The sequence below is a fragment of the Pseudomonas sp. SGAir0191 genome, assembly GCF_002812565.2.
GTDB classification, from domain to species: Bacteria; Pseudomonadota; Gammaproteobacteria; order Pseudomonadales; family Pseudomonadaceae; genus Aquipseudomonas; species Aquipseudomonas parafulva_B.
In genome coordinates, this window is sequence record NZ_CP025035.2 from 1,346,014 (window position 1) to 1,366,621 (window position 20,608).

The window sequence follows — 20,608 nt, forward strand, 5'->3', positions numbered from 1 at the left end:
ACCCTGCATGAAGCGACTGGCTGGCCTTTCTGCCCTTGCCCTGATCATCTCCAGCACCAGTGGGTGCGGCTGGCTGTGGGGCGAGGATGGTTATTTCCGCGACCGCGGCAGCGATTACCTGCAGGCGCACTCGACCGCGCCCATGCAGTTGCCTTCGGACGTCAGCGGCGTCAAGCGCCTCGACCCCCTGCTGCCCATCCCGCGCAATGTTGCCGACGACAACGTCAGCGGCGAGTACGAAGTGCCGCGTCCGCAGCCACTGACTGGCGGTGCGGGCCAGGCCAACGACTACAGCCTGCAGCGCAGTGGCAGCAGCCGTTGGGTACTGGCCCAGCACGCCCCGGCTGAAGTCTGGCCGGTGGCGCGTCAGTTCTTCGAGGACAACGGCTTCCGTATTGCTGAGGAGCGCCCGCAGACGGGTGAATTCAGCACCACCTGGCAGCGTTTCGACGAACTCTCGGCCTCCCTGGGTCAGCGCCTGGCCAGCACGGCCAGCAGCAACGACAGCGAAGTGCGCGTGCGTGTGCGCATGGAACCCGGCGTGCAGCGCAACACCTCCGAGGTGTACGTGGTCACCGTCGAGCGTCCGGCTGGCAGCAGCGCCGAACCTGACTTCCCGTCCAGCGCCACCAACACCGGCGCCGACGCACTGCTGGTCGACGAGCTGCTCGCCAGCATGAACCGCAGCGCCGAGAAGGGCGGTTCGGTGTCGCTGCTGGCCGAACGTGATTTCGATGTGCCGAACCGCGTCAGCCTGAGCGAAGACGGCAGCGGCAACCCGGTCCTGAACGTGGGCGCCGACCTGGATCGCGCCTGGTCCAGTGTGGGCCGTGCCCTGGAGCAGGGTGGCCAGTGGCGGGTCGAGGACATCAACCGCAGCCTGGGCCTGTACTACATCAACTTGTCCGAAAAACCCGAAGACAAAGAGAACAAGCCTGGCTTCTTCGGCCGTGTGTTCGGCAGCGAGCCCACCAAGGAAGAGCGCGAAGCCCGTGCCGAGCGCTATCAGGTACGCCTGAGCAAAGTGGGTGAGAACGTGCAGGTCACGGTCGAGAAGAACATCAACACCGTGGCTCCGGCCGATGTCGCTCGCCGTGTGCTGAGCGCCATTCAGGACCACCTGGGTTAAGTGCGCTTCGCCGTACTTGGAAGCGGTAGCCAGGGAAACGGCACGCTGATCGCCAGTGGTGATACCTACATCCTGGTCGATTGCGGCTTTTCCCTGCGCGAGACCGAGCGGCGCCTGGCGCTGCTCGGTGTGTCGGCAGCTCAGCTGAGCGCCGTGCTGGTCACCCACGAGCACGCCGACCACGTGCATGGGGTCGGCCTGCTGTCGCGGCGCTACAATGTACCGGTCTACCTGAGCCAGGGCACTTTGCGCGGGCTGCGAAAGCCGGTGGAAGTGGCCGGTTTCCTGGCTTGCGGCCAGCGCCTGAGCGTCGGCAGCCTGGAGGTTACGGCATCGCGCGTAGAGCACGATGCCCACGAACCGTTGCAATACGTGGTCAGCGACGGCACACGCCGTTTCGGCATGCTGACGGACCTGGGCTCGTACGACGCGCGGCTGCTGGACGGCTATCGCGACCTGGATGCGCTGTTGATCGAAGCGAATCATTGCCGCGACATGCTGGCGCGTGGTCACTACCCCTACTTTCTCAAGCAGCGGGTCGGCGGCATGCGCGGGCATTTGAACAACCACCAGGCCGCGAGCCTGGTACATGAGCTGGGCTGGAATACCCTGCAGTATCTGGTGCTGGCCCACCTCAGCAGCAAGAACAACCTGCCACACCTGGCCCGCCAGTGCTTCGTCGACACCCTTGGGTGCGACCCTGACTGGCTTGAGGTGGCAAATCAGGAACACGGGCTCGACTGGCGCGCCATCGCCTAGCCCACCCCTCACGCAAGCGGAGCCCAATCATGGAAAAACGCGACGAACTCTACCGCGGCAAGGCCAAATCGGTTTACAAGACCGATGACGCCGACCGCTTGATCCTGCTGTTTCGCAACGACACGTCGGCTTTCGACGGCAAGCGCATCGAGCAGCTGGACCGCAAGGGCACGGTGAACAACAAGTTCAACGCCTTCATCATGCAGAAGCTCGAAGAAGCCGGCGTGCCGACCCAGTTCGACAAACTGCTGGGCGACAACGAGTGCCTGGTCAAGAAGCTGGACATGATCCCGGTCGAATGCGTCGTGCGTAACTACGCAGCCGGCAGCCTGGTCAAGCGCTTGGGCGTGGAGGAGGGCATCAAGCTGGAGCCGTCCACCTTCGAGCTGTTCCTGAAAAACGACGAGAAGGGCGACCCCTTCATCAACGAATCCCACGTTGTCGCCTTCGGCTGGGGCACCGCCGAGCAACTGGTCGAAATGAAGAAGCTGTCGCTCAAGGTCAACGAGGTGCTGACCAAGCTGTTCGACGACGCCGGCCTGCTGCTGGTCGACTTCAAGCTGGAGTTCGGTGTCTTCCACGGCCAGATCGTGCTGGGCGACGAGTTCAGCCCCGACGGCTGCCGCCTGTGGGACAAGGAAACCCGCAAGAAGATGGACAAGGACCGCTTCCGTCAGGGCCTGGGCGATGTGATCGAAGCCTACGAAGAAGTTGCCAAGCGTCTGGGCGTGCCGCTGTAAGGCGCCCGCACACGCAAGCGCCTGATACCACGCGGTTTTTTTGAAAATAAAGGTTTGCGTTTTCAGAATTCGCTGGTATGATGCGCGGCATTGGAGAGATGCCGGAGTGGTCGAACGGGACGGATTCGAAATCCGTTGTACTGGCAACAGTACCTAGGGTTCAAATCCCTATCTCTCCGCCATTATTTTTCATGAAATCAATCGCTTGAGATTTCCAGCGTTTCTTTTCATAGGATTTGTAGAGGGGCGAATTTTTCAACCCCGATCTGATCCCGCTAACCCGCATCATGCATTGCATGGCGCGGGTTTTTTGCTTTTTTGGTGGATAGGAGTCAAACCGCCAATGCGGGTCGATTCGAGTATATGCGCGCGCTACTGATCTTAGAGCTAGTTCGCGTGCGAGCATTCATCGGGCTCGTGCTAGCTGCCATTGCTCCCAAGGGTTGCCTGGCCGTTGAGCAATCCCTCAAGTGGTTTCCATGGGCTGCAGGCGTTGCTATCCGTAATTCGAGGATGATCTTATGATATCGTTCAGGTCAAGCTGTCTACCATCACCTCAACGTACATCGCTCGTTTAAAGCGTTCAGGGCGCTAACCAATAGAGAACCCAAAAGCATGAGACCTCCCAAACAGCATCCTGAGAAAACCAAAGATGAAATTGCGAGCGCTGAAGCTCAGATTGTTGAACTATCCAAGCGAATCGAATTTTATCTGACGGAATACTCCGTGGAGCTATTGGCATCCAAGGTAAAAAATCGAGAATTTGTGGTCCCTTCCTACCAGCGTAGTTTTACGTGGGAGGCGGATCGTAAATCGCGATTTATAGAGTCCTTGCTTTTGGGGCTTCCGATTCCTTTTCTTTTCTTCTGGGAAATGCCGGACGGCAGACTTGAGATCGTTGATGGCTCGCAAAGGCTCAGAACCCTTGAAGAGTTCGTTCATGGAGACCTGCGATTGGGGGAGCTTGAGAGTCTAACGAAGCTCTCAAATTTTACATTTTCAGAATTACCTGAGTCGCGTCAGCGTAAGGTTAATAACAGGTCGATTCGTGGGATCGTGCTGAACGAACATGCGGATGAGCAGGCCCGCTTTGATTTGTTTGAGCGGATCAATACGGGTAGTAAAATCGCCAATCAAGCTGAGGTCCGAAGAGGAGCACTAGCGGGTGATTTTATGACCTTGATCATCGAACTTGCAAATGACCCTCAGTTCGCCAGACTTGCCCCGGTGTCCGATAAAGATGCGAAAGAAAGAGGCCGCGAGGATTTAGTTACACGGTTTTTCGCTTACGGAGATGGGTTGCAGGGGTATCGAGATCGGCCTTCAGAATTTCTCTTCGATTACGTTAAGAGTATGAATGAGCGCGTCGCTGCTGACCCAGCTCTGATACCCGCGTATCGAAATGAGTTCCGGCGCGTGATGGCATTCGTTGATCGTGTGTTTCCTTTTGGTTTCAGAAAAACTCGCACCGCGAAGGCTACACCAAGAGCTCGGTTTGAAGCGATTTCAATAGGAGCTATGTTGGCATTGCGTGAAGTTCCTGCCTTAGAAGGCAAGCAGAATATACAGGTTCAGGACTGGCTCGATAGCCCTGAATTCAAGGCTGTAACCGGTTCTGATGGTGCGAATGCCGTAGCCCGACTGAGGGAGCGAATCAACTTTGTACATCAATTGCTGCTGGAAAACTGAGTCATGGAAGAACTGAGTGAAGCGTTTGCTGAGCGACTTGGGGAGGTCGAAGAGTACTTGGATTTTCTCAAGCTTCTGGAGGTTAGCATGCAGGCGGGCCCACCAAAGCTCTCAGGTACTGAGCACGCGATAAACGTCCAGCAGCAGAAAATGCTTTACGCAGGAGTCTATTTACAGCTTTACAATCTCGTCGAGTCTACGATGACTAGGTGCATAGACTTTATCGCGCGGAGTGCCTTCAAGGATGGCACCTGGCGTCCAAATGATCTTAGTCAGACTCTCTTTAGAGAGTGGATTCGGTTGACGGCCAGAACGCACGTAGAGCTGACGCCGGAGCATCGTTTAAACCACGCGTTAGCGCTATGCGATGTGCTGGTGACAGCGGCACCGCTTACTGAGTTTTCCATCGAAAAGGGGGGCGGCGGCAATTGGGACGATACCGAGATCGAGGCTATGGCGACTCGATTAGGTTTCCAGTTGAACGTGAGTCAGCCAATTTATAGTGATGTGAAGCGTAAGTTTAGGGACGACCTCGGTCCGTTGGGGCTAGTAAAAAAGCTTCGAAATAAATTAGCGCATGGCTCGATTTCATTTACGGAGAGCGCAGATACCGAAACGGTTGCGCGTCTCATCGATTTAAAAGATAAGACTGCAAACTACCTTAGAGAAGTGATTCTATGCTTTGGGGGGTACGTTGAGCGTTATGAGTTCCTTAAGCCTGAGCGACGTCCAGCTTGAATCAGTCAGTTGACATTAAACCCTTCCGAGCCCCTGACATAACCGGGATTGACCTATTTTGTGGGGTTGGTGGTTTGACGTGTGGGTTAATCAGAGGTGGGGTGAAAGTCTCCGCTGGAGTTGATATTGACCCAAATAGCCGCTATCCGTTCGAAAAGAATAATTCAGCAATTTTTTTAGAGCGTGATGTCAGTGCACTACAGGGGACTGAACTAGAAGAATTTTATGCAGATGCGCCTGTAACTCTGTTGGCAGGTTGTGCTCCATGTCAGCCATTCTCAAAATACAGCCGTAGTGGTCGGAATCGTCAGCATGAGGAGCAGTGGCCTTTGGCTCTAGCTTTCGGGAGGCTGGTAGACGAGTTAAAACCCGATTTGGTGGCGATGGAGAATGTTCCACAATTAGCCGATCACAAAGTTTTTCAAGACTTTGTGAAAAGTTTGATTGGCTATCATACATGGTGGGAAGTTGTGGACTGTACGTTATATGGCATTCCTCAAACCCGAAAACGTCTTGTGTTGCTCGCGTCTCGTATGGGAGCGGAAGGTCTGAAGCTAGAACCGACACATGTCACCCCCGTCACAGTTAGGGATATGATCGGAGAGCTCCCTGCAATATCAGCAGGTAGTCGAGATCCAGACGATGTTCTTCACTACTCATCATCGCTGAGTGACCTCAATCTCCAAAGAATAGCCGCATCAGTACCAGGTGGAACGTGGAGGGACTGGCCAGAGTCATTGCAGGCTGCGTGCCATAGAAAAACCTCTGGGGCAACTTACCCTAGCGTATATGGTCGTATGGAATGGGATAAGCCAGGCCCCACAATTACTACACAGTGCTTCGGCTACGGAAACGGTAGATTTGGACATCCGGTACAGAATCGAGCCATCTCATTGCGGGAGGCGGCGATGCTTCAGACCTTTCCCGCAGACTATGAATTTTCACAACCTGGTACTCCTGTCAGGTTTAATAAACTTGGTAGGCTCATTGGGAACGCTGTTCCTGTAAGGCTGGGAGAGGTCATTGCCAAAACCCTAATGAATCATGCCTCGCTCTATGCTGGATATGGCGAAAGATTAAATATAAAACAGTCTGGGCAGATTTAGATGGCTAGAGCTTCGGTTTGCCGCTTTCAACTTTGGTTCGGAAGCCTAGATAGGTTATATTTATTTTTCAATATTGATCCCGCTTCCTCCGGTAGAGATTTATTGCTCCGCCGGTTTTAGGGTTTGCATGTGTCCAATGCGGGTTTGGATGTGCAATACCAAGTCCTGCATCAGTACTGGTTGGGCTTTTTGGTTTTAACATGTTGATAAAATTCCTAATGGCTCCCGCGCAATGCTCAAGCTTTGTCAATCTGCTCTAATGCTACAATTTCCTCTGGGTTTTCATGAAAGCGTTTTTCATGGTGGAGGGGTGATTTTTCGCTGAGTTCTTTGTTTCAGCCTGGTGGCCCTGTTATGGGTTTCTGAGTCGTGGCTAGATATTTCTGAGTTTGATGATATTTGATGTTGGTTAATTTTCAATTGTGGCGGGGCCGGCATTTGCACGGCCCTCGGTCTTTCAAAAGTCGCTACTGAATATCAGTGGCAGGTCATCACCTGCTTCCCGGCTTATGATCCAGTGGGCTACGAAGTAACGGCGATCGATAAGGCCCTCAACACGCTAACAGTAATCCCTACGACGCCTCATCCATCATTCCCAACTCCGCATCATCCAATAGTGCCTTAGCCATCGCGCCCAGATAATGCGAAGCCCACAGCAATTGCTGGTCGCCTTCCATCAGCCCTTTGATCACCATGTGGCATACATACCCCATCAATTCGGACGCCTGCTCCCTGGCATCTTGGCAGGGTATGCCAGGCTCGATGCGAAACAGCGAGTGTGTGTTGTCATGGCCCTGATGAAAACAGGTCTTGCCGACGGTGGTGGGTTCTTTTTTGTCCTCTGTTGGCATCGGTCTACTCCCCATTCGCCTAGGTAAGCAAAGAAAGCCTGCTTTGCGAGATCCGCGCGCAGGCTCAATTTTCTAACTTCATAAGCAGGATGCGGTCGGAATCTGCGCCCTGGGTGTGAGGGGCTCCAGCGCCACAACAACCTGCCTTGCATCAGCGCCATTCCGAGAGCGATAGCCTATGGCACCCTCAACCGGGCGTGCTAATCGTGGTAAACGGATACGACGCAGGTGGGCGACAAGGCATGGCGAGAGACAGATGCATCATCTTCTGACCGGAATCTAGGAAGTAGGGTGGATCGGGCACAATCTTGCGCATGTGAGCTCCTCGGGCGAGTGGAGCTGCCTGGCAACGCTGTCAAACGAGTGGAGGCAGCTATGCATGGGTTGACAGACCGGTCACCCGAGACCCCGGCGCACACAAAGGTGCCCCATGCACAGCCGCCATAAAGCGCTGTAACGGAAACTTGGGTGGTCGGCCTGTCAAAGCCGGTCGTTGATCTGCAACGACCCGCCGAGACTAGAACGTGACCTGCCCCGTCGCAACCGTTTGAGCAGCGGGGCAGTATGTTTCGGAAACGGCCTACAAGTAAGGGGATTAATCTGAGTTCGGAGACTCAAAAGTACCCATCAAGGCGATCCCCTGCCGCTCAGCCCTCCGCAACATTTTGTCTTGATCTGCCATTCACCACCTGCGCTACAATGCCGGCCTCTGTTCGCCACTCACGCCCGAACAACACGCCGTAATGACTACGCGCGCCGGGCGATGAACGCTTCCTGACATGGATTCGTTGGATGCTTTGCGCTTCGCCATACCTACCCATCACTGTTCGCTCATCCGTGGCGTCGCCTTCTGCGGCTGCCACTGGCGCCCCTTTGCAAACCCACCACACCACGCCCACGCTGCTGCCCGAAGGCTGCGGTTCACGGCTGTGCGTCCACTGGAAAATGGAGTGATCCACGTGCATAAGAAATTCATCGCTTCCCTCTTGGCTGTCGCCATCGCCTCGACCACCGCCTGCGCCCAGCTTGGCATCAGCAAGGAACAGGCAGGCACCGTGATCGGCGGCTTGGCGGGCGTTGCCATCGGTTCGACCATGGGCAGCGGCAACGGCAAGCTGGCAGCCGCCTTGATCGCAGGCGGCATCGGTGCCTACGTAGGTAACCGCATCGGCAACATGCTCGATGAAAAAGACCAGCAAGCCCTGGCCTTGCGCACCCAGGAAGTGCTGAGCCAGCAACAGGCCACGGCCAGTGCACAGCCGGTGACCTGGAAGTCCGACCACTCCGGCGCCACCGCGCAGATCGTGACGGGCAAGACCTACACCAAGACCAAGCAGGTCGAGGTCAAGCGTGCGCCGAAGATCCAGGCCGTTCCGTCGATGAAGCTGATCAACGAACCCTACGTGACCACCAGCGATAACCTCAATGTGCGTGCGGCGCCCAACGCCAAGGGCGAAAAAGTCGGCAGCCTGAAGAACCACACCGAATTCACGGCCGTCGGTTCAACGGGCGACTGGGTGCTGGTAGGGCGCAAAGGCGTGACGGTCGGTTACGTGCACAAGGACTATGTCGAGCCCAAGGCCCAGGCCGTGGCCAAGCGGGTTACTCCGGCAGTGAACCTGGATGAGCTGGATGTGGCGGCCAGTAGCGAAACCCAAGGCTTCGACCTGGATACGCTGCAAAACCTGCCTACCCAGACCGTCGCTGCCGAAGCGGCTTGCCGCCCCGTGACGGTCAGCCTGAAGTCCAAGGAAGGCAAGACCGAACAGGAACAGAACACCTTCTGCAAACAGGCCAATGGCACCTGGGAACTGATTTGAGAACCTCCATGAAAAAGCACGCCCTTGCGCTCGCCGTGATCGGTGCTTGCGGTCTGGTACCGCAGGCTTTCGCCCACGAGCTGGCGTTTTCGAAGAAGGACAATATCAAGGTCGAAGTGCCCGGTGAGGCCGCGACCTGGTGCAAGCCTGAAGTCGAGCTGACCATCACCCGGCCTGCCTGGGACAACCCGGACATGCTTTCGGGCTTGCTGAACAAGTTGCCGTTCGTGTTCGCCAAGGACTGCTCCACGGCCAAGGTCAGTTGGAAGGCGGTCGATGACAAGGGCACGCTGTATGCCACCGGCGCTGGCACTGCCGGCAACCTGGGCCTGATGAACCTGGCTGCTGCACCTGCCGCAGCCACGGCGCCAGCCCCCCAGCAGGCTCAAACGCCAGCGCCATCATCTGCGCCAGCACCAGCAGAGGCATCCGCACCTGCCGCTACGCCTGCGCCTGCCGAGGCCCCAGCACCGGCCGTGGCGGCTGCCCCAGCGCCGACCAACAAGCCAGAACCGGCCGCTGTCCCCACCCCAACCCCAGCGCCCGCACCTGAACCGGCGGCAGCACCTGCCGTCGCGCCCAAGGTAGCCGGCGCAGCCGTCGCGGCTGCGCCCACCTCGGACTATGGCCGTTCAGTGGTGCTGAAGAACAGCAAGCTGATGCAGATCACCGATGCGGCGGGCTGCAAGTGGGTGCTCAATAGCACCATCATCAGTGAGGGCGATACCCTCACGTTCGGCACCACGCCGGCCATGCCCTGTCCGGCTTCCGGCTTTGGTGCGGGCAATTTCGAAAAGATCAGCTGGAAAGCCGAAGGCACCTACCGCGGCAACGACTGGAATCGTATCTACGTCCACCCCAGTGCCTTGATGTTCAGCAAGCGTTACGAGGCGGCGGTCAAGGACAAGTCGGTCAGCTACCTCACGGCCGAAGCGGACCAGGTGGCGTTGCTGGTGGGCGAAATTCCCGACCGGAACATGAAGGTATACCTGGCGTTCTCCCGGCCTACCTACGGCGCTGTGGGGCCTTTCCTCGCCGACCCGTACTACGTCGCCGTAACCCCGGACGACGCCTTCGCCCTGGACCCGGTGAAGTACAAGGAGACTGCGCTGCAGGTTTTCGACCTGATCAAGACCGCATCGCCGAGCACCACCGACGTGGCAGACCTGCTCATCGTCAAGGACCTGTCAGCCATTTCCAACAGAATCTGGGGCAACGATGACCAGAAGATCGTGCGCAACCGCATCGGCATGAGCCGCCAGGGCTTGTACTTCGATGTGCGCAGCGGCGCCAACTGGGCGCAGCAGCGTGAGAAGCAGCGCGTGCGGGAAGCCCGCAATCGTCAGCAGCAGTTGGCCTGGGAACACACCCGTGTGCTTGAGCGTTACCAGCAATTGCAGGAGCGCATGGGGGAATTCAAGGGGCGTGAAACCGAGGCACTGGCGCAGATGGCCGGCATCAAGGTGCGTTACCCTTCGCCGCTGCAGCAGCAGGACCCTACGTCGTCGCAGAACGTGACGCCGATGATGGTGCATGTCACCGGCAAGAAGGGCGAGTTCTACACCCTCGACTACCCAGGCGAAGGGCGCCTGGTTGCCGAGCAGCAGTACCCCGAAGGCTGGTACGTGGCCCAGGTGGCCAACGCTACCCCTTACTACCCGCTCGAAGACGGTCGCGCCATCCCTACCTACCGTGCCTACAGCGTGGGCGAGCCGAAGGCCTGCGAGCAGGAGCGCTGCGCCGACCGCGTGTCCTATGGCGCCGTGCTGGCCAAGGAATTCCCCAATGCAGGCATCGACTCCAACTGGACGCCGGAAGTCTCCCAACAGTTTGTGAACGACTGGAACAACGCGTCGGCACAGGTCCAGTGAGGCATAACCCATGATCAAGCAGATGAACGCAAAGCAGAAGTTGATTGGCGGTGTGGCGGTCGTGGCGGTAGCGCTCGGCGTCACCTATGCCGTGGTTTCGAGCAGTGGCAAGAAGCAAGCCATGGCCTACTACGAAGACTTCAAGGAACGCTACTTCCTCGAAGACGTGCTATCCGAAGGCGACATTTCGTACTCGGCACTTTCCGGTAACCTGACAGTGGCCGACCCGGAGCTCCGTGTGGCCGCCGTGCAGACCAACGGCGCGCAACAGTTCATGCGCAGCATGGCCGGCTTAGTGGCCTCGATGCGGGGCATGGACATGCAGGAGGGCCTGGGCAACTGGGCCGAGTACCAGATGAACGCACTCGAATCACGCTACGTGACCGGCGTTTTTCTAAAGGCTGATGCGTTGAAACTGTCGCACAGCGGTGACAGCAAGGACGGCGAAATCCATGTCCAGTTGCTGGGCATGCAGATGGCCGATCCGTATATCGCGGCCCAGGGCCAGGACATCGTCCGTGTCTCCGATGTGAGCGACGAAATCCAGCCGGGCGCCGAGCTGACGGCCAACGGGCGCGCGTCCCAGGCGAAGCTGCCTTGGGGTGTGAACCTGGCGGCGCGCCAGCCGGTCACGGGCGCTTTCCTGGTCAACAGCACGGGTCAATTCGGGACCAAGATCGATCTTGACCTCACGCTGCAGCGCTCAAGCGATGGCGAGGGCGTGATGACGTTCGTGGTCACTCACCGCAACGACGGTTCGAAGGTGGGCGAAATCGTGCGCAAGGCCACCTTGCAATCCATGCCCGAACTCGATGATGTGCAGGAACAGTTCAAAGCAGCCCTGGGCGGCCAGATCGTCGCCGCCTTCAGCCCGCCTTCTGGTCTGGCCATGTTCAGCGGCGCAGTGTCGGACTTGGCGCGCAAGGCCAAGGTGGAGCGCTATGAGGTCAGCTACAGCGGGTTCAAGCCCATGCGTACGGCATTCGAAGCCTTCCAGCACACCACGCCCAACGCCAAGTTCGCCGACTTCTGCCAAGAGGTAGGGCTTTCAACCTGGAGCAGCGACTTTGGCACCAAGGCCAAGCAGCACAGCGATTCGGAATGCGCCATTGCGCAGAAGCTGGCGGCCGGGGACGACTTCGAGGAAACCTACACCTTCAAGGAAGGCAAGAGCCTGTACGCCGCGTTGTTCGTGAGCAAGGCGTATGAGCTGGAGACGAACTAGGACGTTGTCGGGGCGGGCCTTGTGCAAACCGCCAGCATGCCGGGGCCGGTCCGGCGCCCCGGCAAGGCCGCTCCACACGGACTGCATGGCGCCTGAGTTAACGGGTTCGCAGGGCACTGTAGAAGCGGCCTCGCCGAGGCGCCGGACCGGCCGCGATGGGCTGCGCAGCAGCCCCAGGATTGGAGCCTCGCCGCTAACATTGCCGAGACCGCGTTGCGGTCTATCGCGGCCGTTACCCCCCTGGGCGTCACCCACTTACCAAACCCGCTCATCCCCCACATCCTCAAGCACCTGCCCCAAATCCAGCTCAACAGACAATGCAATCAGACTCGCATTTCCATCCTCGCCCTCCGGCCATACCGTCACTTGGGTGTCCGCTGCCAGCAGAAGCTGGTCGCCGCTTTTCATCATCTGCTGCGTGCCATCGGCCTTGATGACCCTCAAGCCACCGGCGGTTGCGAACAAAAGCAGGTCGTTGATGGTGCTCAGCCGGGCCGCAGCGCGCAGGTGTCGGTACTCCACGATCCAGCCGTCGGCCAGAAACGTCTTGCTCAGCTGGTAGTTCAGCGAGCATTCCAGCGACAGCTCACCCAGTGCCGCGATCACCTGCTCCTGTGGCAAGCCCTTGGGCATGAGGCGGGCAAACTCGCTCAGGTTTTCCAGTGTCACGTGTTTACGAGCAGGGCTCATGCCGGTGTCCTTGTAGATTCGATGCGCTCAGGCACAGGTGCAATTGAGGTCGACGTCACGCCACAAGCGTGATGGCGACGTGCGCGGCGATGCCTGCCGCCACGCTGAAAATCAAACTCCGGGTGAAGTAGGCCACGATCACCACCGGCACTGCGGCCAGCATGTCGGCGTTCACTGCCATCAGCGAGCCGTCCTTGGCCATCAGCAACGCAGGCACGGTGATACTGGCGATGATCGCCACAGGCAGGTACTCGATGACATCGTTGAACACCTTGGGCGTGCCCTGCATTCGGAACAGCAGGGGCGTGGCCCGGGTGAAGTAGGTGATGGCCATCATCAAGGCCACCGCGCCGATCAGGTATTTTTCTTCAGGCATAGGCCTACTCCACAGCCCACGGCCGTAGCCACGAACACATTCAAAGGGGAGGGGTACAGCGCGTTGAGTAGGCAGGTCGCGGCAATCACCACCAGGGCGACGATCAGCTTGGGCCGGCTGTTGCACAGCGACACGAGCACGAAGATCATCATGGCGGTCAGCGCGTAGTCCAGCTTGAACGCGGAGAAGCGGCTCAGCGCATCGGAGGCCACGGCGCCGAGCAGGGCGCCGGCAATCCAGCTGGCATGGCACCAGGTGTTGAACTGCAGCAGATAGCCAGGCGGGGTGTACTTGCCGGCTTGTAGCCGTTGGCTGTGCAAGGCGAACGATTCGTCGGTCAGGCCAAAGGCATACATCAGCTTTTGCGACCGGGAGATGCCCAGCCCATCGCTCTGCTTGGCCATGTACATGGCCATGAGCATGTGCCGCGAATTGATCAGCAGCGTCGACAACGCGATGGTCAGCAACGGCGCACCCGAGGTGATCAACGCCAGCGCCGCAAACTGCGCGGCGCCTGCGTAGACGAACACGCACATCGCCACCGGGAGCCACAAGGGCAGCCCGGCATTGATGCACATCACGCCAAACACGAAGCTCACCACGAAGTAGCCGGTAATTACCGGCAAGGCATCGACGAAGCTTTCCCTGCGCGAGACCGGGTGCAAGGCGAGGTCGGTCATAGATCGACCTCGCAGGTGATCTCGCCGCGCGTCTGGCTGAAGCCCTGCCGGCTCCAGAAGCGCACCGCCGACGCATTGTCCTGGTCGATGAACAGAAACACCCGGCGGATGCCATGCTGACGGAAGTCGTTGAGGATCGAGGTGGTCAACGTCGTGCCGATGCGGCTGTGGCGATAGTCCGGCGACACGGCCAGGTGGTTGATGGTACCGCGCGTACCCATCGCCCCTCCGGCCACGGCACCGATGATCGCCCCGCTGTGGTTTTCCGCCAGGTAGCAGAACGTGTTGTCATGGCTCAACAGGCCCTTGAGCAGGTCCTCGTTTTGCCAGTCGCAGAACGCAATCTCGTCGAACCGCTTGAGGAAATTGACCAGGCGCGTGGCATGAAACGGCGTGGCCTTCTTGATGGTCAGGCCGTTCATGCGGTCGGGCACGGCAACGCTGCGCGTTGCCTGCTCAAGGCTATTTGACAATGTCATGTTCGGTCCCCGGCCGGGAGAAGGAGATGGCGATGATCTGCCGATAGCCCATTTCCGATTCGCTGGGGTTGGTGGCCGGGGTCACGTAGTGCTGCAGCTCGCGGTCGAGGAAATACGTGGTGTCGAGAATTTCCTGGTAGGTGCCGGAGTCGATCACGTTCGACTGTTTGTCGTAGACCTTGCTGGTGGCGCCTTCGATGTTGTGGCGGCCCCAGAAGTGCACGCCGCTGAAAGGGTAGCCGTCGCAATGAATGCCTTCTGGCGTGATTTCGATTTGCTCGCCGGGTTTGACCTCGATGCGGATCTGGTGCACCTGGCACTGCCAAGGCACGGTGTGCAGCTCTTCGGGCAGCACGGCCTTGTATACGTCGAAGTCCAGCTTGATCAGGGCGCGCAGCACCGGGGAGTTGAAGACATCGCTGGACACATCGTCAAAGTGGCGCCGCATGCCGCCCACATACTGGTTATGGGCCTCGGACTGTTCATAGGCGCGGTGTTCGAGCTGCTGCAGCTCGCCGGTCGCCGGGTTGAAGTCGAAATCGCTATAGCGGCGGTAGCGGGTACCCTTGTCGGCCTGGCCGTAGTACTTGTCCACGCCCATGGTTTCCCAGGTCTTGGAAAATGCCACGAAATGGCCAAACCCGCCATTGAGTGCAAAGTCATTGCCCAGCACGTTGACTGTCTTGTTCAGGCGCAGTGCGTCATCAATATTCCGTTTGAGTGTAAGCATTGGCATCTCTTCCCGTTGAAATCTGGGCGCCAATCTAGCAGGCGAAATGATGGCAGAAACTTCACTTTTTTTTGAGGTGCCTCAACCGTCGCTTGTTGCCAGCCGACGTACTGAGCAGACAGCGGCGGGGGTTGTGCGTTATCCTTCCAGGCCTTGTTGCATGCGGGCTTGAGCACGTCTTGGGAGGGGTGTCGAATGGATATCAAGGTGCTGCGAAACATCGCCAATGTTGCGAGGACGGGGTCGATCACCGATGCCGCCGAGCAGGTCCACGTCACGGTGCAGGCGCTGGCGGCGCAGTTGAAAAAACTGGAGGACCATTGTGGCTTCAAGCTCTTTGACCGCACCAACAAAGGCGTGTCGTTGACGCAGGAAGGGGTCGGGATCCTGCCCCATGTGCTGGAGATCGTGCGCTGCTCCGAGCGCATGCAACTGAAAATCAAACAGCTGCGCGAGCGCCAGAGCCAGCCCTTGCGGGTCGCCCTGAACAGCACCCTGTCGATGGAAATCAACCAGCAGATCATGGCCGGTGTGGCCAGCAATCTGACCGGGTGCAGCCCCATCTTCAGCTGTTCCGAATCCCCCGACAACCTCACCAAGCTGGCCAAGGGCGAAGCCGACATGGTGGTGATCCTGGGCGACAGCATGCCCGAGGGGTTCTACTCGGTCTCGCTCAAGGGCCTGCGCATCGAAGTGGTGGCCTGCTCGGTCAGTGCCGACACCGTCCCTTCGGTGGTCATCAAGCCGTTGCCCGAATGCCCGTACGCTTCCATCTTCTCGCGCTTTGCCAATCACCAGGGCGGCGGGCTCGAGGCAGCTACCGTGTTCCATTCCGGCAGTGAGATCGTCAGCGTGTCGATGATCAAGAGCTTCGGCGGCATGGGCGTGCTGTCGCGGGCCGTGGCCGAGACAAACGACCTGCACATCTGGGAAGGGTATTCCGAATACCTCGATGTGTACCTGGTGATGAAAGAGCCATGGATCGTAGAGGAGGAGTTTCCTCAGTTCTACCCCAAGACAGCGCCCATGCACGCCTTCGAGTCGATCAATGCCTGAAGCGCCGTCAGCCTGAGACAACCTGTCGTCTTGCGCTTGGCCGCGCAATTTGTTTGTGCTGGCATTTCGGTTACAATCGGAAAAACGATTCAGTGATGTAGGTCAATGCGACAAAAGCCTGATTCGTTTTCCGGTTCTCTAGCTGCTGAACAATGATCAATAACAAGCCTGCGCTGAAGAACACGCGTTACCTGGGTCAGCCACAGGCCCACCTCCGTTCTCCTGACTGGAATTGATCAATGTTCAAGAAAGCTGGCAAGACCTTGCTGGGTCTGGCTGTCGCTGCAACTGTCATGCACGCACACGCCGCTGAAACCAAGAAAGTCGACGTACTGTTGGTCGGCGGCGGCATCATGAGCTCCACCCTGGCCGTCTGGCTGCACGAGCTGGAGCCGAGCTGGTCGATGGAGATGGTCGAGCGCCTGGACGGCGTGGCCGAAGAAAGCTCCAACGGCTGGAACAACGCCGGTACCGGTCACTCCGCGCTGGCCGAGCTGAACTACACCCCCGAAGACAAAGACGGCAACATCAACATCTCCAAGGCCATCGAAATCAACGAAGCCTTCCAGATTTCCCGTCAGTTCTGGTCCTGGCAGGTACGCCAGGGCGTGTTGAAGAACCCGCGCTCGTTCATCAACACCACGCCGCACATGAGCTTTGTGTGGGGCGACGACAACATCAAGTTCCTGAAGAAGCGCTATGAAGCGCTGCAGGCAAGCCCGCTGTTCCGTCCGATGCAGTACTCCGAAGATCACGCGCAGATCGCCAAGTGGGTCCCGCTGATGATGGAAGGTCGTGACCCGGCCCAGAAGCTCGCTGTCACCTGGACGCCAATTGGCACCGATGTGAACTTCGGCGAAATCACCCGCCAGTTCGTCGGTCACCTGCAGACCCAGCAAGGCTTCGACCTGAAGCTGTCCAGCGAAGTGCAGGACATCAGCCGCAACAAGGACGGCTCCTGGCACGTCGAGTACAAGAACCTGAAGGACGGTAGCAAGTCGGCTACCGATGCCAAGTTCCTGTTCATCGGTGCTGGCGGTGGCGCGTTGAAGCTGCTGCAGAAGTCCGGCATTCCGGAAGCCAAGGAATATGCAGGCTTCCCTGTGGGCGGCTCGTTCCTGGTGACCGAGAACCCAACCATTGCCATGCAGCACATGGCCAAGGCCTACGGCATCGCTTCCACCGGTGCACCGCCCATGTCGGTACCCCACCTGGACACCCGCGTGCTCGACGGCAAGCGTGTGATTCTGTTTGGCCCGTTCGCGACCTTCTCGACCAAGTTCCTGAAGAACGGCTCGTACCTGGACCTGCTCAGCAGCACCACCACCCACAACCTGTGGCCAATGACCCGCGTGGGCATCGACCAGTACCCACTGGTGGAATACCTCGCAGGCCAGCTGATGCTGTCTGACGACGACCGTTTCGACGCCCTGCGCACCTACTTCCCGAATGCCAAGAAGGAAGACTGGAAACTGTGGCAGGCCGGTCAGCGCGTGCAGATCATCAAGCGTGACGAAGAGAAGGGCGGCGTGCTGAAGCTGGGCACCGAAGTGGTGGCCTCTCAGGATCGCACCATTGCCGGTCTGCTGGGCGCCTCGCCAGGTGCATCGACTGCTGCGCCGATCATGCTGAACGTGCTGGAAACCGTGTTCAAGGAAAAGGTCGCTACCCCAGAGTGGCAGGCCAAGATCAAGGAAATCGTCCCAAGCTACGGCACCAAGCTGAACGACTCGGCCGCTGCTACGCAGAAAGAGTGGAACTACACCGCTGAAGTGCTGCAGCTGGCCAAGCCGCCGGTCATCGACGAAAGCGTCGGCACCAGCGTAGTCGCGCCAAGCCAGCCGGTTGAAAGCAAGCCCGAGAACGACATGGCCCTGTAACTCACGGCCCTGGCGTAATCGAAAGCCACGGGGGTGACCTCGTGGCTTTTTTTTTGCGAGGTTAGGCAGGCAGGGCTTTGGCAAGATCGCGCCCGCGCAGGCACTCGGCAGCTTTGATGGTGGGTGAGGCGATCGCTTAGGGAAACCTGGGCAGCGCGTAGGTCACTCAGGCCTGCCGCAAAATGCAGTCCAGCAACCCTGGAAAACGCTCGCCGAGCATTTCGCTGCGCAGTGAGTTCATGTGCGTGGTGCCCACGTTGCGGGTGTGTACCAGCCCGGCGTCCCTCAACACACGAAAATGGTGGGACATGCTCGACTTGGGCCGCCCTCCGTCCAGCTCGCCGCAGCTGGCCTCGGTCACCCCGGCAAGATGGCGGACGATGCCCAGGCGCACCGGGTCGCTCAAGGCGTACAGCACGCGTTCGAGAATAAGGTCATCAGGATTGGGATGTTTGTAGGCTCGCATGGTCTGCATGATACCGTAATGCTGCTCACTTAAGATCGCTGGGGCCGTTTCACGGCCCATCGCGGCACGAGGCCGCTCCTACAATGCCCCGTGAGCCACCCCAATTCAGGCGTCACCCGGTCAGTGTAGAAGCGGCCTCGTGCCGCGATGGGCTGCGAAGCGGCCCTAATTGAACAGCATTATGCACGATACAGGGGCTTTTCATTATTGCCATAGTTCGATTATGATCGAACTACAGTATTCAATGATCCTGGAGTGTTCCATGGCAGCCTTGTTCGAACCCTATACCCTCAAAGACGTTACCCTGCGCAACCGCATCGCCATCCCGCCGATGTGCCAATACCGCGCTGAAGACGGCATGATCAACGACTGGCACCACGTGCACCTGGCTGGCATGGCCCGGGGCGGCGCCGGTCTGTTGGTGGTCGAAGCCACGGCGGTATCGCCCGAAGGCCGCATTACCCCAGGCTGCGCCGGTATCTGGAGCGATGCCCACGCCCAGGCGTTCGTGCCCGTGGTGCAGGCGATCAAGGCGGCGGGCTCCGTGCCAGGCATCCAGATCGCCCACGCCGGTCGCAAGGCCAGCGCCAACCGCCCATGGGAAGGCGATGATCACATCGCGGTCGATGATCCACGCGGCTGGGAAACCATCGCCCCGTCGGCCATCGCCTTCGGTGCCAACCTGCCCAAGGTGCCGCGCGCCATGACCCTGGACGACATCGCTCGGGTCAAGCAGGACTTCGTCGATGCAGCGCGCCGCGCGCGCGACGCCGGCTTTGAGTGGATCGAGCTGCACTTTGCCCATGGTTACCTGGGCCAGAGCTTCTTCTCCGAGCACTCCAACCAGCGCACCGATGCCTACGGTGGCAGTTTCGAGAACCGCAGCCGGTTCTTGCTCGAAACCCTGGCAGCGGTACGCGAAGTGTGGCCTGAGCACCTGCCGTTGACCGCTCGCTTCGGGGTGCTGGAATACGATGGTCGTGACGAGCAAACCCTGGAAGAGTCGATCGAGCTGGCGCGCCGCTTCAAGGCGGGCGGCCTGGACCTGCTCAGCGTAAGCGTGGGCTTTACCATTCCTGACACCAACATTCCATGGGGCCCAGCCTTCATGGGCCCGATTGCCGAGCGCGTGCGCCGCGAAGCGGGTATCCCCGTCACCTCGGCATGGGGCTTTGGCAAACCGGAATTGGCAGAAGCGGCCGTACGTGCCGAGCAGCTGGACCTGGTCTCGGTCGGGCGTGCGCATCTGGCTGACCCGCACTGGGCTTATTTCGCGGCCAAGGAGCTGGGGGTGGAGAAAGCTGCATGGACCTTGCCAGCGCCCTATGCACACTGGCTTGAACGGTATCGTTGAACGAGGAGGGCTGCACCTGCAGCCCCCCCCCTCTTTATTTCGATCTACCAGTGCGAGTAGATCAGACACGGCACCGCCTCAAACCTCAGTTCTGATCGTATTATTGGCAAGATGGAGTTCAGACGGCATACCAGGCGCAAGCAGTGGCTGTAGATGAGCAGGGTGGGGTTCTAGATTCTCAAGCAATTCCAACGCCTGCGCCAATTCAATGGCTTTCCTGTGGTGAAACGCACTCAGCGCTTCGGCTTCAACTGCGCGCATCTTTGCGCTTTTAGCATCCTTTTTTAGCTGTGAAGCCTGGGCTCGCCACTCCAGCTCGAGGCGCGGCGTCGGCGCTCGGGTGCTTTGCGACAGATGATGGACCGCAGCTTCGCGAAGACGAGTTGCTTCAGCTCGATGCAATGCTGCCTCCGCCAGCTTGTGCTTCCGAGCGACCGTATGGCCGGCAAGCTGCCCGAGGCGGTGATCCGAAATGCGCTGAACTGTTCGTGGAGGTCGGTGAACTGTTCGTGGAGGTCTTAGACGACCATTGAGAACGGTCAGGACCGTAGGGGCTCGTCCCGATGGATCGTGCATATTGACAGGGTCGCCTTTGCAATAGGCGTAACCATTAAGTCCCCCTTGATCAAACGGGGTCAGTGTATCCACTGACAAAAATCGCATTAGCCTAGGACTAAAGCTTCTTACTCCATTTCCGAGCGGGTAAATGCATGCCCCGTGGTCATAATATTGACCTACGAAACCTACGTTCGAACCAACATTGCCGAAGCCCCAAGGCAGGTATGCTACACGTCGTAAACTAATTTCAAAGTGCGTGTGCATGTGCACCTAGCCCATTTCAAGAATAACTGGCTCGAGCCATTGTACGTAAATGGCATTCAGGCACAGCTTATACGGCGAGGTCGACCCTCTAATACTGTCAGTTTTGGTAGGCCTTCTACGTTCGCGCACCTACGGTGGGCGTTGTAA

The 20,608-nt window shown here is 58.7% G+C and carries 21 protein-coding genes and 1 tRNA gene; 13 read left to right on the top strand and 9 right to left on the bottom strand.

What is annotated here, in order from left to right; translation table 11 throughout:
* Positions 1-7 precede the first annotated feature (7 nt).
* The 4 genes from bamC (at position 8) to CWR53_RS06125 (ending at position 2,810) form a co-directional block, all read left to right on the top strand.
* Positions 8-1,129, top strand: coding sequence for an outer membrane protein assembly factor BamC (bamC, locus tag CWR53_RS06110; protein WP_100851040.1), 1,122 nt, complete (start codon positions 8-10; stop codon positions 1,127-1,129).
* The gene (locus CWR53_RS06115) at positions 1,130-1,888 is read left to right on the top strand and encodes an MBL fold metallo-hydrolase (protein ID WP_058604297.1); all 759 of its coding nucleotides are present in this window, start codon (positions 1,130-1,132) and stop codon (positions 1,886-1,888) included.
* A 29-nt stretch (positions 1,889-1,917) separates the two neighbouring features.
* Positions 1,918-2,628 carry a phosphoribosylaminoimidazolesuccinocarboxamide synthase gene (gene purC / locus CWR53_RS06120; RefSeq protein WP_016498342.1) on the top strand — a complete coding sequence of 237 codons (711 nt, stop codon included), beginning with the start codon at positions 1,918-1,920 and terminating at the stop codon, positions 2,626-2,628.
* Positions 2,629-2,720: 92 nt separating this feature from the next.
* A tRNA-Ser gene (locus CWR53_RS06125) sits at positions 2,721-2,810 on the top strand.
* Here the strand turns inward: CWR53_RS06125 and CWR53_RS06130 are convergent.
* The gene (locus tag CWR53_RS06130) at positions 2,789-3,034 is read right to left on the bottom strand and encodes a hypothetical protein (protein WP_138031808.1); all 246 of its coding nucleotides are present in this window, start codon (positions 3,032-3,034) and stop codon (positions 2,789-2,791) included. The genes CWR53_RS06125 and CWR53_RS06130 overlap by 22 nt on opposite strands.
* 209 nt (positions 3,035-3,243) lie before the next feature.
* On the opposite strand from CWR53_RS06130, the gene CWR53_RS06135 reads away from it, so the two are divergent.
* The 3 genes from CWR53_RS06135 (at position 3,244) to CWR53_RS06145 (ending at position 6,161) form a co-directional block, all read left to right on the top strand.
* The gene (locus CWR53_RS06135) at positions 3,244-4,317 is read left to right on the top strand and encodes a DUF262 domain-containing protein (RefSeq protein ID WP_100851041.1); all 1,074 of its coding nucleotides are present in this window, start codon (positions 3,244-3,246) and stop codon (positions 4,315-4,317) included.
* 3 nt (positions 4,318-4,320) lie between these two features.
* Entirely contained in the window at positions 4,321-5,055 is a 735-nt protein-coding gene (locus CWR53_RS06140) for an MAE_28990/MAE_18760 family HEPN-like nuclease (RefSeq protein WP_100851042.1), read from the top strand.
* Between the two features lie 101 nt (positions 5,056-5,156).
* Entirely contained in the window at positions 5,157-6,161 is a 1,005-nt protein-coding gene (locus tag CWR53_RS06145; protein ID WP_258313212.1) for a DNA cytosine methyltransferase, read from the top strand.
* Between the two features lie 572 nt (positions 6,162-6,733).
* On the opposite strand, the gene CWR53_RS06150 is transcribed toward CWR53_RS06145, so the two are convergent.
* Entirely contained in the window at positions 6,734-7,012 is a 279-nt protein-coding gene (locus CWR53_RS06150) for a DUF3077 domain-containing protein (protein ID WP_100851043.1), read from the bottom strand.
* A 959-nt stretch (positions 7,013-7,971) separates the two neighbouring features.
* Here CWR53_RS06150 and CWR53_RS06160 point away from each other — a divergent pair.
* From CWR53_RS06160 to CWR53_RS06170, 3 genes are read left to right on the top strand one after another with little or no spacing between them, the layout of a single operon-like run.
* Positions 7,972-8,832: an SH3 domain-containing protein gene (locus tag CWR53_RS06160; RefSeq protein ID WP_058604344.1), complete on the top strand. Its 861-nt coding sequence runs from the start codon at positions 7,972-7,974 to the stop codon at positions 8,830-8,832.
* 8 nt (positions 8,833-8,840) lie between these two features.
* Positions 8,841-10,703 (top strand): hypothetical protein, encoded by a 1,863-nt coding sequence (locus tag CWR53_RS06165; protein ID WP_100851044.1) that lies wholly within the window; start codon positions 8,841-8,843, stop codon positions 10,701-10,703.
* A gap of 10 nt (positions 10,704-10,713) precedes the next feature.
* On the top strand, positions 10,714-11,928 hold the full coding sequence (locus CWR53_RS06170; protein WP_100851045.1) for a hypothetical protein: 1,215 nt from the start codon (positions 10,714-10,716) through the stop codon (positions 11,926-11,928).
* Positions 11,929-12,183: 255 nt separating this feature from the next.
* Here the strand turns inward: CWR53_RS06170 and CWR53_RS06175 are convergent, their stop codons facing one another.
* From CWR53_RS06175 to CWR53_RS06195, 5 genes are read right to left on the bottom strand one after another with little or no spacing between them, the layout of a single operon-like run.
* A complete protein-coding gene (locus tag CWR53_RS06175; protein ID WP_100851046.1) occupies positions 12,184-12,618 on the bottom strand; it encodes a hypothetical protein in 435 nt (144 codons plus the stop codon).
* A gap of 55 nt (positions 12,619-12,673) precedes the next feature.
* Positions 12,674-12,994, bottom strand: a complete 321-nt coding sequence (locus tag CWR53_RS06180) for an AzlD domain-containing protein (RefSeq protein ID WP_023536306.1) — start codon at positions 12,992-12,994, stop codon at positions 12,674-12,676.
* Complete coding sequence (locus CWR53_RS06185) at positions 12,973-13,674, bottom strand: AzlC family ABC transporter permease (protein ID WP_027914243.1); 702 nt, start codon at positions 13,672-13,674, stop codon at positions 12,973-12,975. Before CWR53_RS06185 ends, CWR53_RS06180 begins: the two co-directional genes overlap by 22 nt.
* Positions 13,671-14,153 carry a GNAT family N-acetyltransferase gene (locus CWR53_RS06190; protein ID WP_100851047.1) on the bottom strand — a complete coding sequence of 161 codons (483 nt, stop codon included), beginning with the start codon at positions 14,151-14,153 and terminating at the stop codon, positions 13,671-13,673. The genes CWR53_RS06185 and CWR53_RS06190 overlap by 4 nt, the downstream gene beginning before the upstream one ends.
* Positions 14,137-14,883: a 2OG-Fe dioxygenase family protein gene (locus CWR53_RS06195; protein ID WP_100851048.1), complete on the bottom strand. Its 747-nt coding sequence runs from the start codon at positions 14,881-14,883 to the stop codon at positions 14,137-14,139. Before CWR53_RS06195 ends, CWR53_RS06190 begins: the two co-directional genes overlap by 17 nt.
* A gap of 195 nt (positions 14,884-15,078) precedes the next feature.
* Here CWR53_RS06195 and CWR53_RS06200 point away from each other — a divergent pair, with 195 nt between their 5' ends.
* Both CWR53_RS06200 and mqo read left to right on the top strand, forming a co-directional pair.
* Positions 15,079-15,939, top strand: a complete 861-nt coding sequence (locus tag CWR53_RS06200; RefSeq protein WP_058605469.1) for a LysR family transcriptional regulator — start codon at positions 15,079-15,081, stop codon at positions 15,937-15,939.
* 239 nt (positions 15,940-16,178) lie between these two features.
* Positions 16,179-17,819, top strand: a complete 1,641-nt coding sequence (gene mqo / locus CWR53_RS06205; protein WP_058605470.1) for a malate dehydrogenase (quinone) — start codon at positions 16,179-16,181, stop codon at positions 17,817-17,819.
* 166 nt (positions 17,820-17,985) lie between these two features.
* On the opposite strand, the gene CWR53_RS06210 is transcribed toward mqo, so the two are convergent.
* On the bottom strand, positions 17,986-18,294 hold the full coding sequence (locus CWR53_RS06210; RefSeq protein ID WP_058605506.1) for a helix-turn-helix transcriptional regulator: 309 nt from the start codon (positions 18,292-18,294) through the stop codon (positions 17,986-17,988).
* A gap of 253 nt (positions 18,295-18,547) precedes the next feature.
* Here CWR53_RS06210 and xenA point away from each other — a divergent pair, with 253 nt between their 5' ends.
* Entirely contained in the window at positions 18,548-19,639 is a 1,092-nt protein-coding gene (gene xenA, locus CWR53_RS06215; RefSeq protein ID WP_027914248.1) for a xenobiotic reductase XenA, read from the top strand.
* A gap of 78 nt (positions 19,640-19,717) precedes the next feature.
* Here the strand turns inward: xenA and CWR53_RS06220 are convergent, their stop codons facing one another.
* Positions 19,718-20,461 carry an RHS repeat-associated core domain-containing protein gene (locus CWR53_RS06220; protein WP_100851049.1) on the bottom strand — a complete coding sequence of 248 codons (744 nt, stop codon included), beginning with the start codon at positions 20,459-20,461 and terminating at the stop codon, positions 19,718-19,720.
* Positions 20,462-20,608: the final 147 nt, after the last annotated feature.

Coding starts and splice junctions, on each gene's coding strand:
- CWR53_RS06140 (WP_100851042.1), top strand. CDS start 4,321: ATGGAAGAACTGAGTGAAGCGTTTGCTGAGCGACTTGGGGAGGTCGAA.
- CWR53_RS06175 (WP_100851046.1), bottom strand. CDS start 12,618: ATGAGCCCTGCTCGTAAACACGTGACACTGGAAAACCTGAGCGAGTTT.
- CWR53_RS06210 (WP_058605506.1), bottom strand. CDS start 18,294: ATGCAGACCATGCGAGCCTACAAACATCCCAATCCTGATGACCTTATT.
- CWR53_RS06130 (WP_138031808.1), bottom strand. CDS start 3,034: ATGCTCGCACGCGAACTAGCTCTAAGATCAGTAGCGCGCGCATATACT.
- purC (WP_016498342.1), top strand. CDS start 1,918: ATGGAAAAACGCGACGAACTCTACCGCGGCAAGGCCAAATCGGTTTAC.
- CWR53_RS06195 (WP_100851048.1), bottom strand. CDS start 14,883: ATGCTTACACTCAAACGGAATATTGATGACGCACTGCGCCTGAACAAG.
- CWR53_RS06170 (WP_100851045.1), top strand. CDS start 10,714: ATGATCAAGCAGATGAACGCAAAGCAGAAGTTGATTGGCGGTGTGGCG.
- CWR53_RS06150 (WP_100851043.1), bottom strand. CDS start 7,012: ATGCCAACAGAGGACAAAAAAGAACCCACCACCGTCGGCAAGACCTGT.
- CWR53_RS06135 (WP_100851041.1), top strand. CDS start 3,244: ATGAGACCTCCCAAACAGCATCCTGAGAAAACCAAAGATGAAATTGCG.
- CWR53_RS06200 (WP_058605469.1), top strand. CDS start 15,079: ATGGATATCAAGGTGCTGCGAAACATCGCCAATGTTGCGAGGACGGGG.
- CWR53_RS06190 (WP_100851047.1), bottom strand. CDS start 14,153: ATGACATTGTCAAATAGCCTTGAGCAGGCAACGCGCAGCGTTGCCGTG.
- xenA (WP_027914248.1), top strand. CDS start 18,548: ATGGCAGCCTTGTTCGAACCCTATACCCTCAAAGACGTTACCCTGCGC.
- CWR53_RS06180 (WP_023536306.1), bottom strand. CDS start 12,994: ATGCCTGAAGAAAAATACCTGATCGGCGCGGTGGCCTTGATGATGGCC.
- mqo (WP_058605470.1), top strand. CDS start 16,179: ATGTTCAAGAAAGCTGGCAAGACCTTGCTGGGTCTGGCTGTCGCTGCA.
- CWR53_RS06185 (WP_027914243.1), bottom strand. CDS start 13,674: ATGACCGACCTCGCCTTGCACCCGGTCTCGCGCAGGGAAAGCTTCGTC.
- CWR53_RS06220 (WP_100851049.1), bottom strand. CDS start 20,461: ATGCACACGCACTTTGAAATTAGTTTACGACGTGTAGCATACCTGCCT.
- bamC (WP_100851040.1), top strand. CDS start 8: ATGAAGCGACTGGCTGGCCTTTCTGCCCTTGCCCTGATCATCTCCAGC.
- CWR53_RS06165 (WP_100851044.1), top strand. CDS start 8,841: ATGAAAAAGCACGCCCTTGCGCTCGCCGTGATCGGTGCTTGCGGTCTG.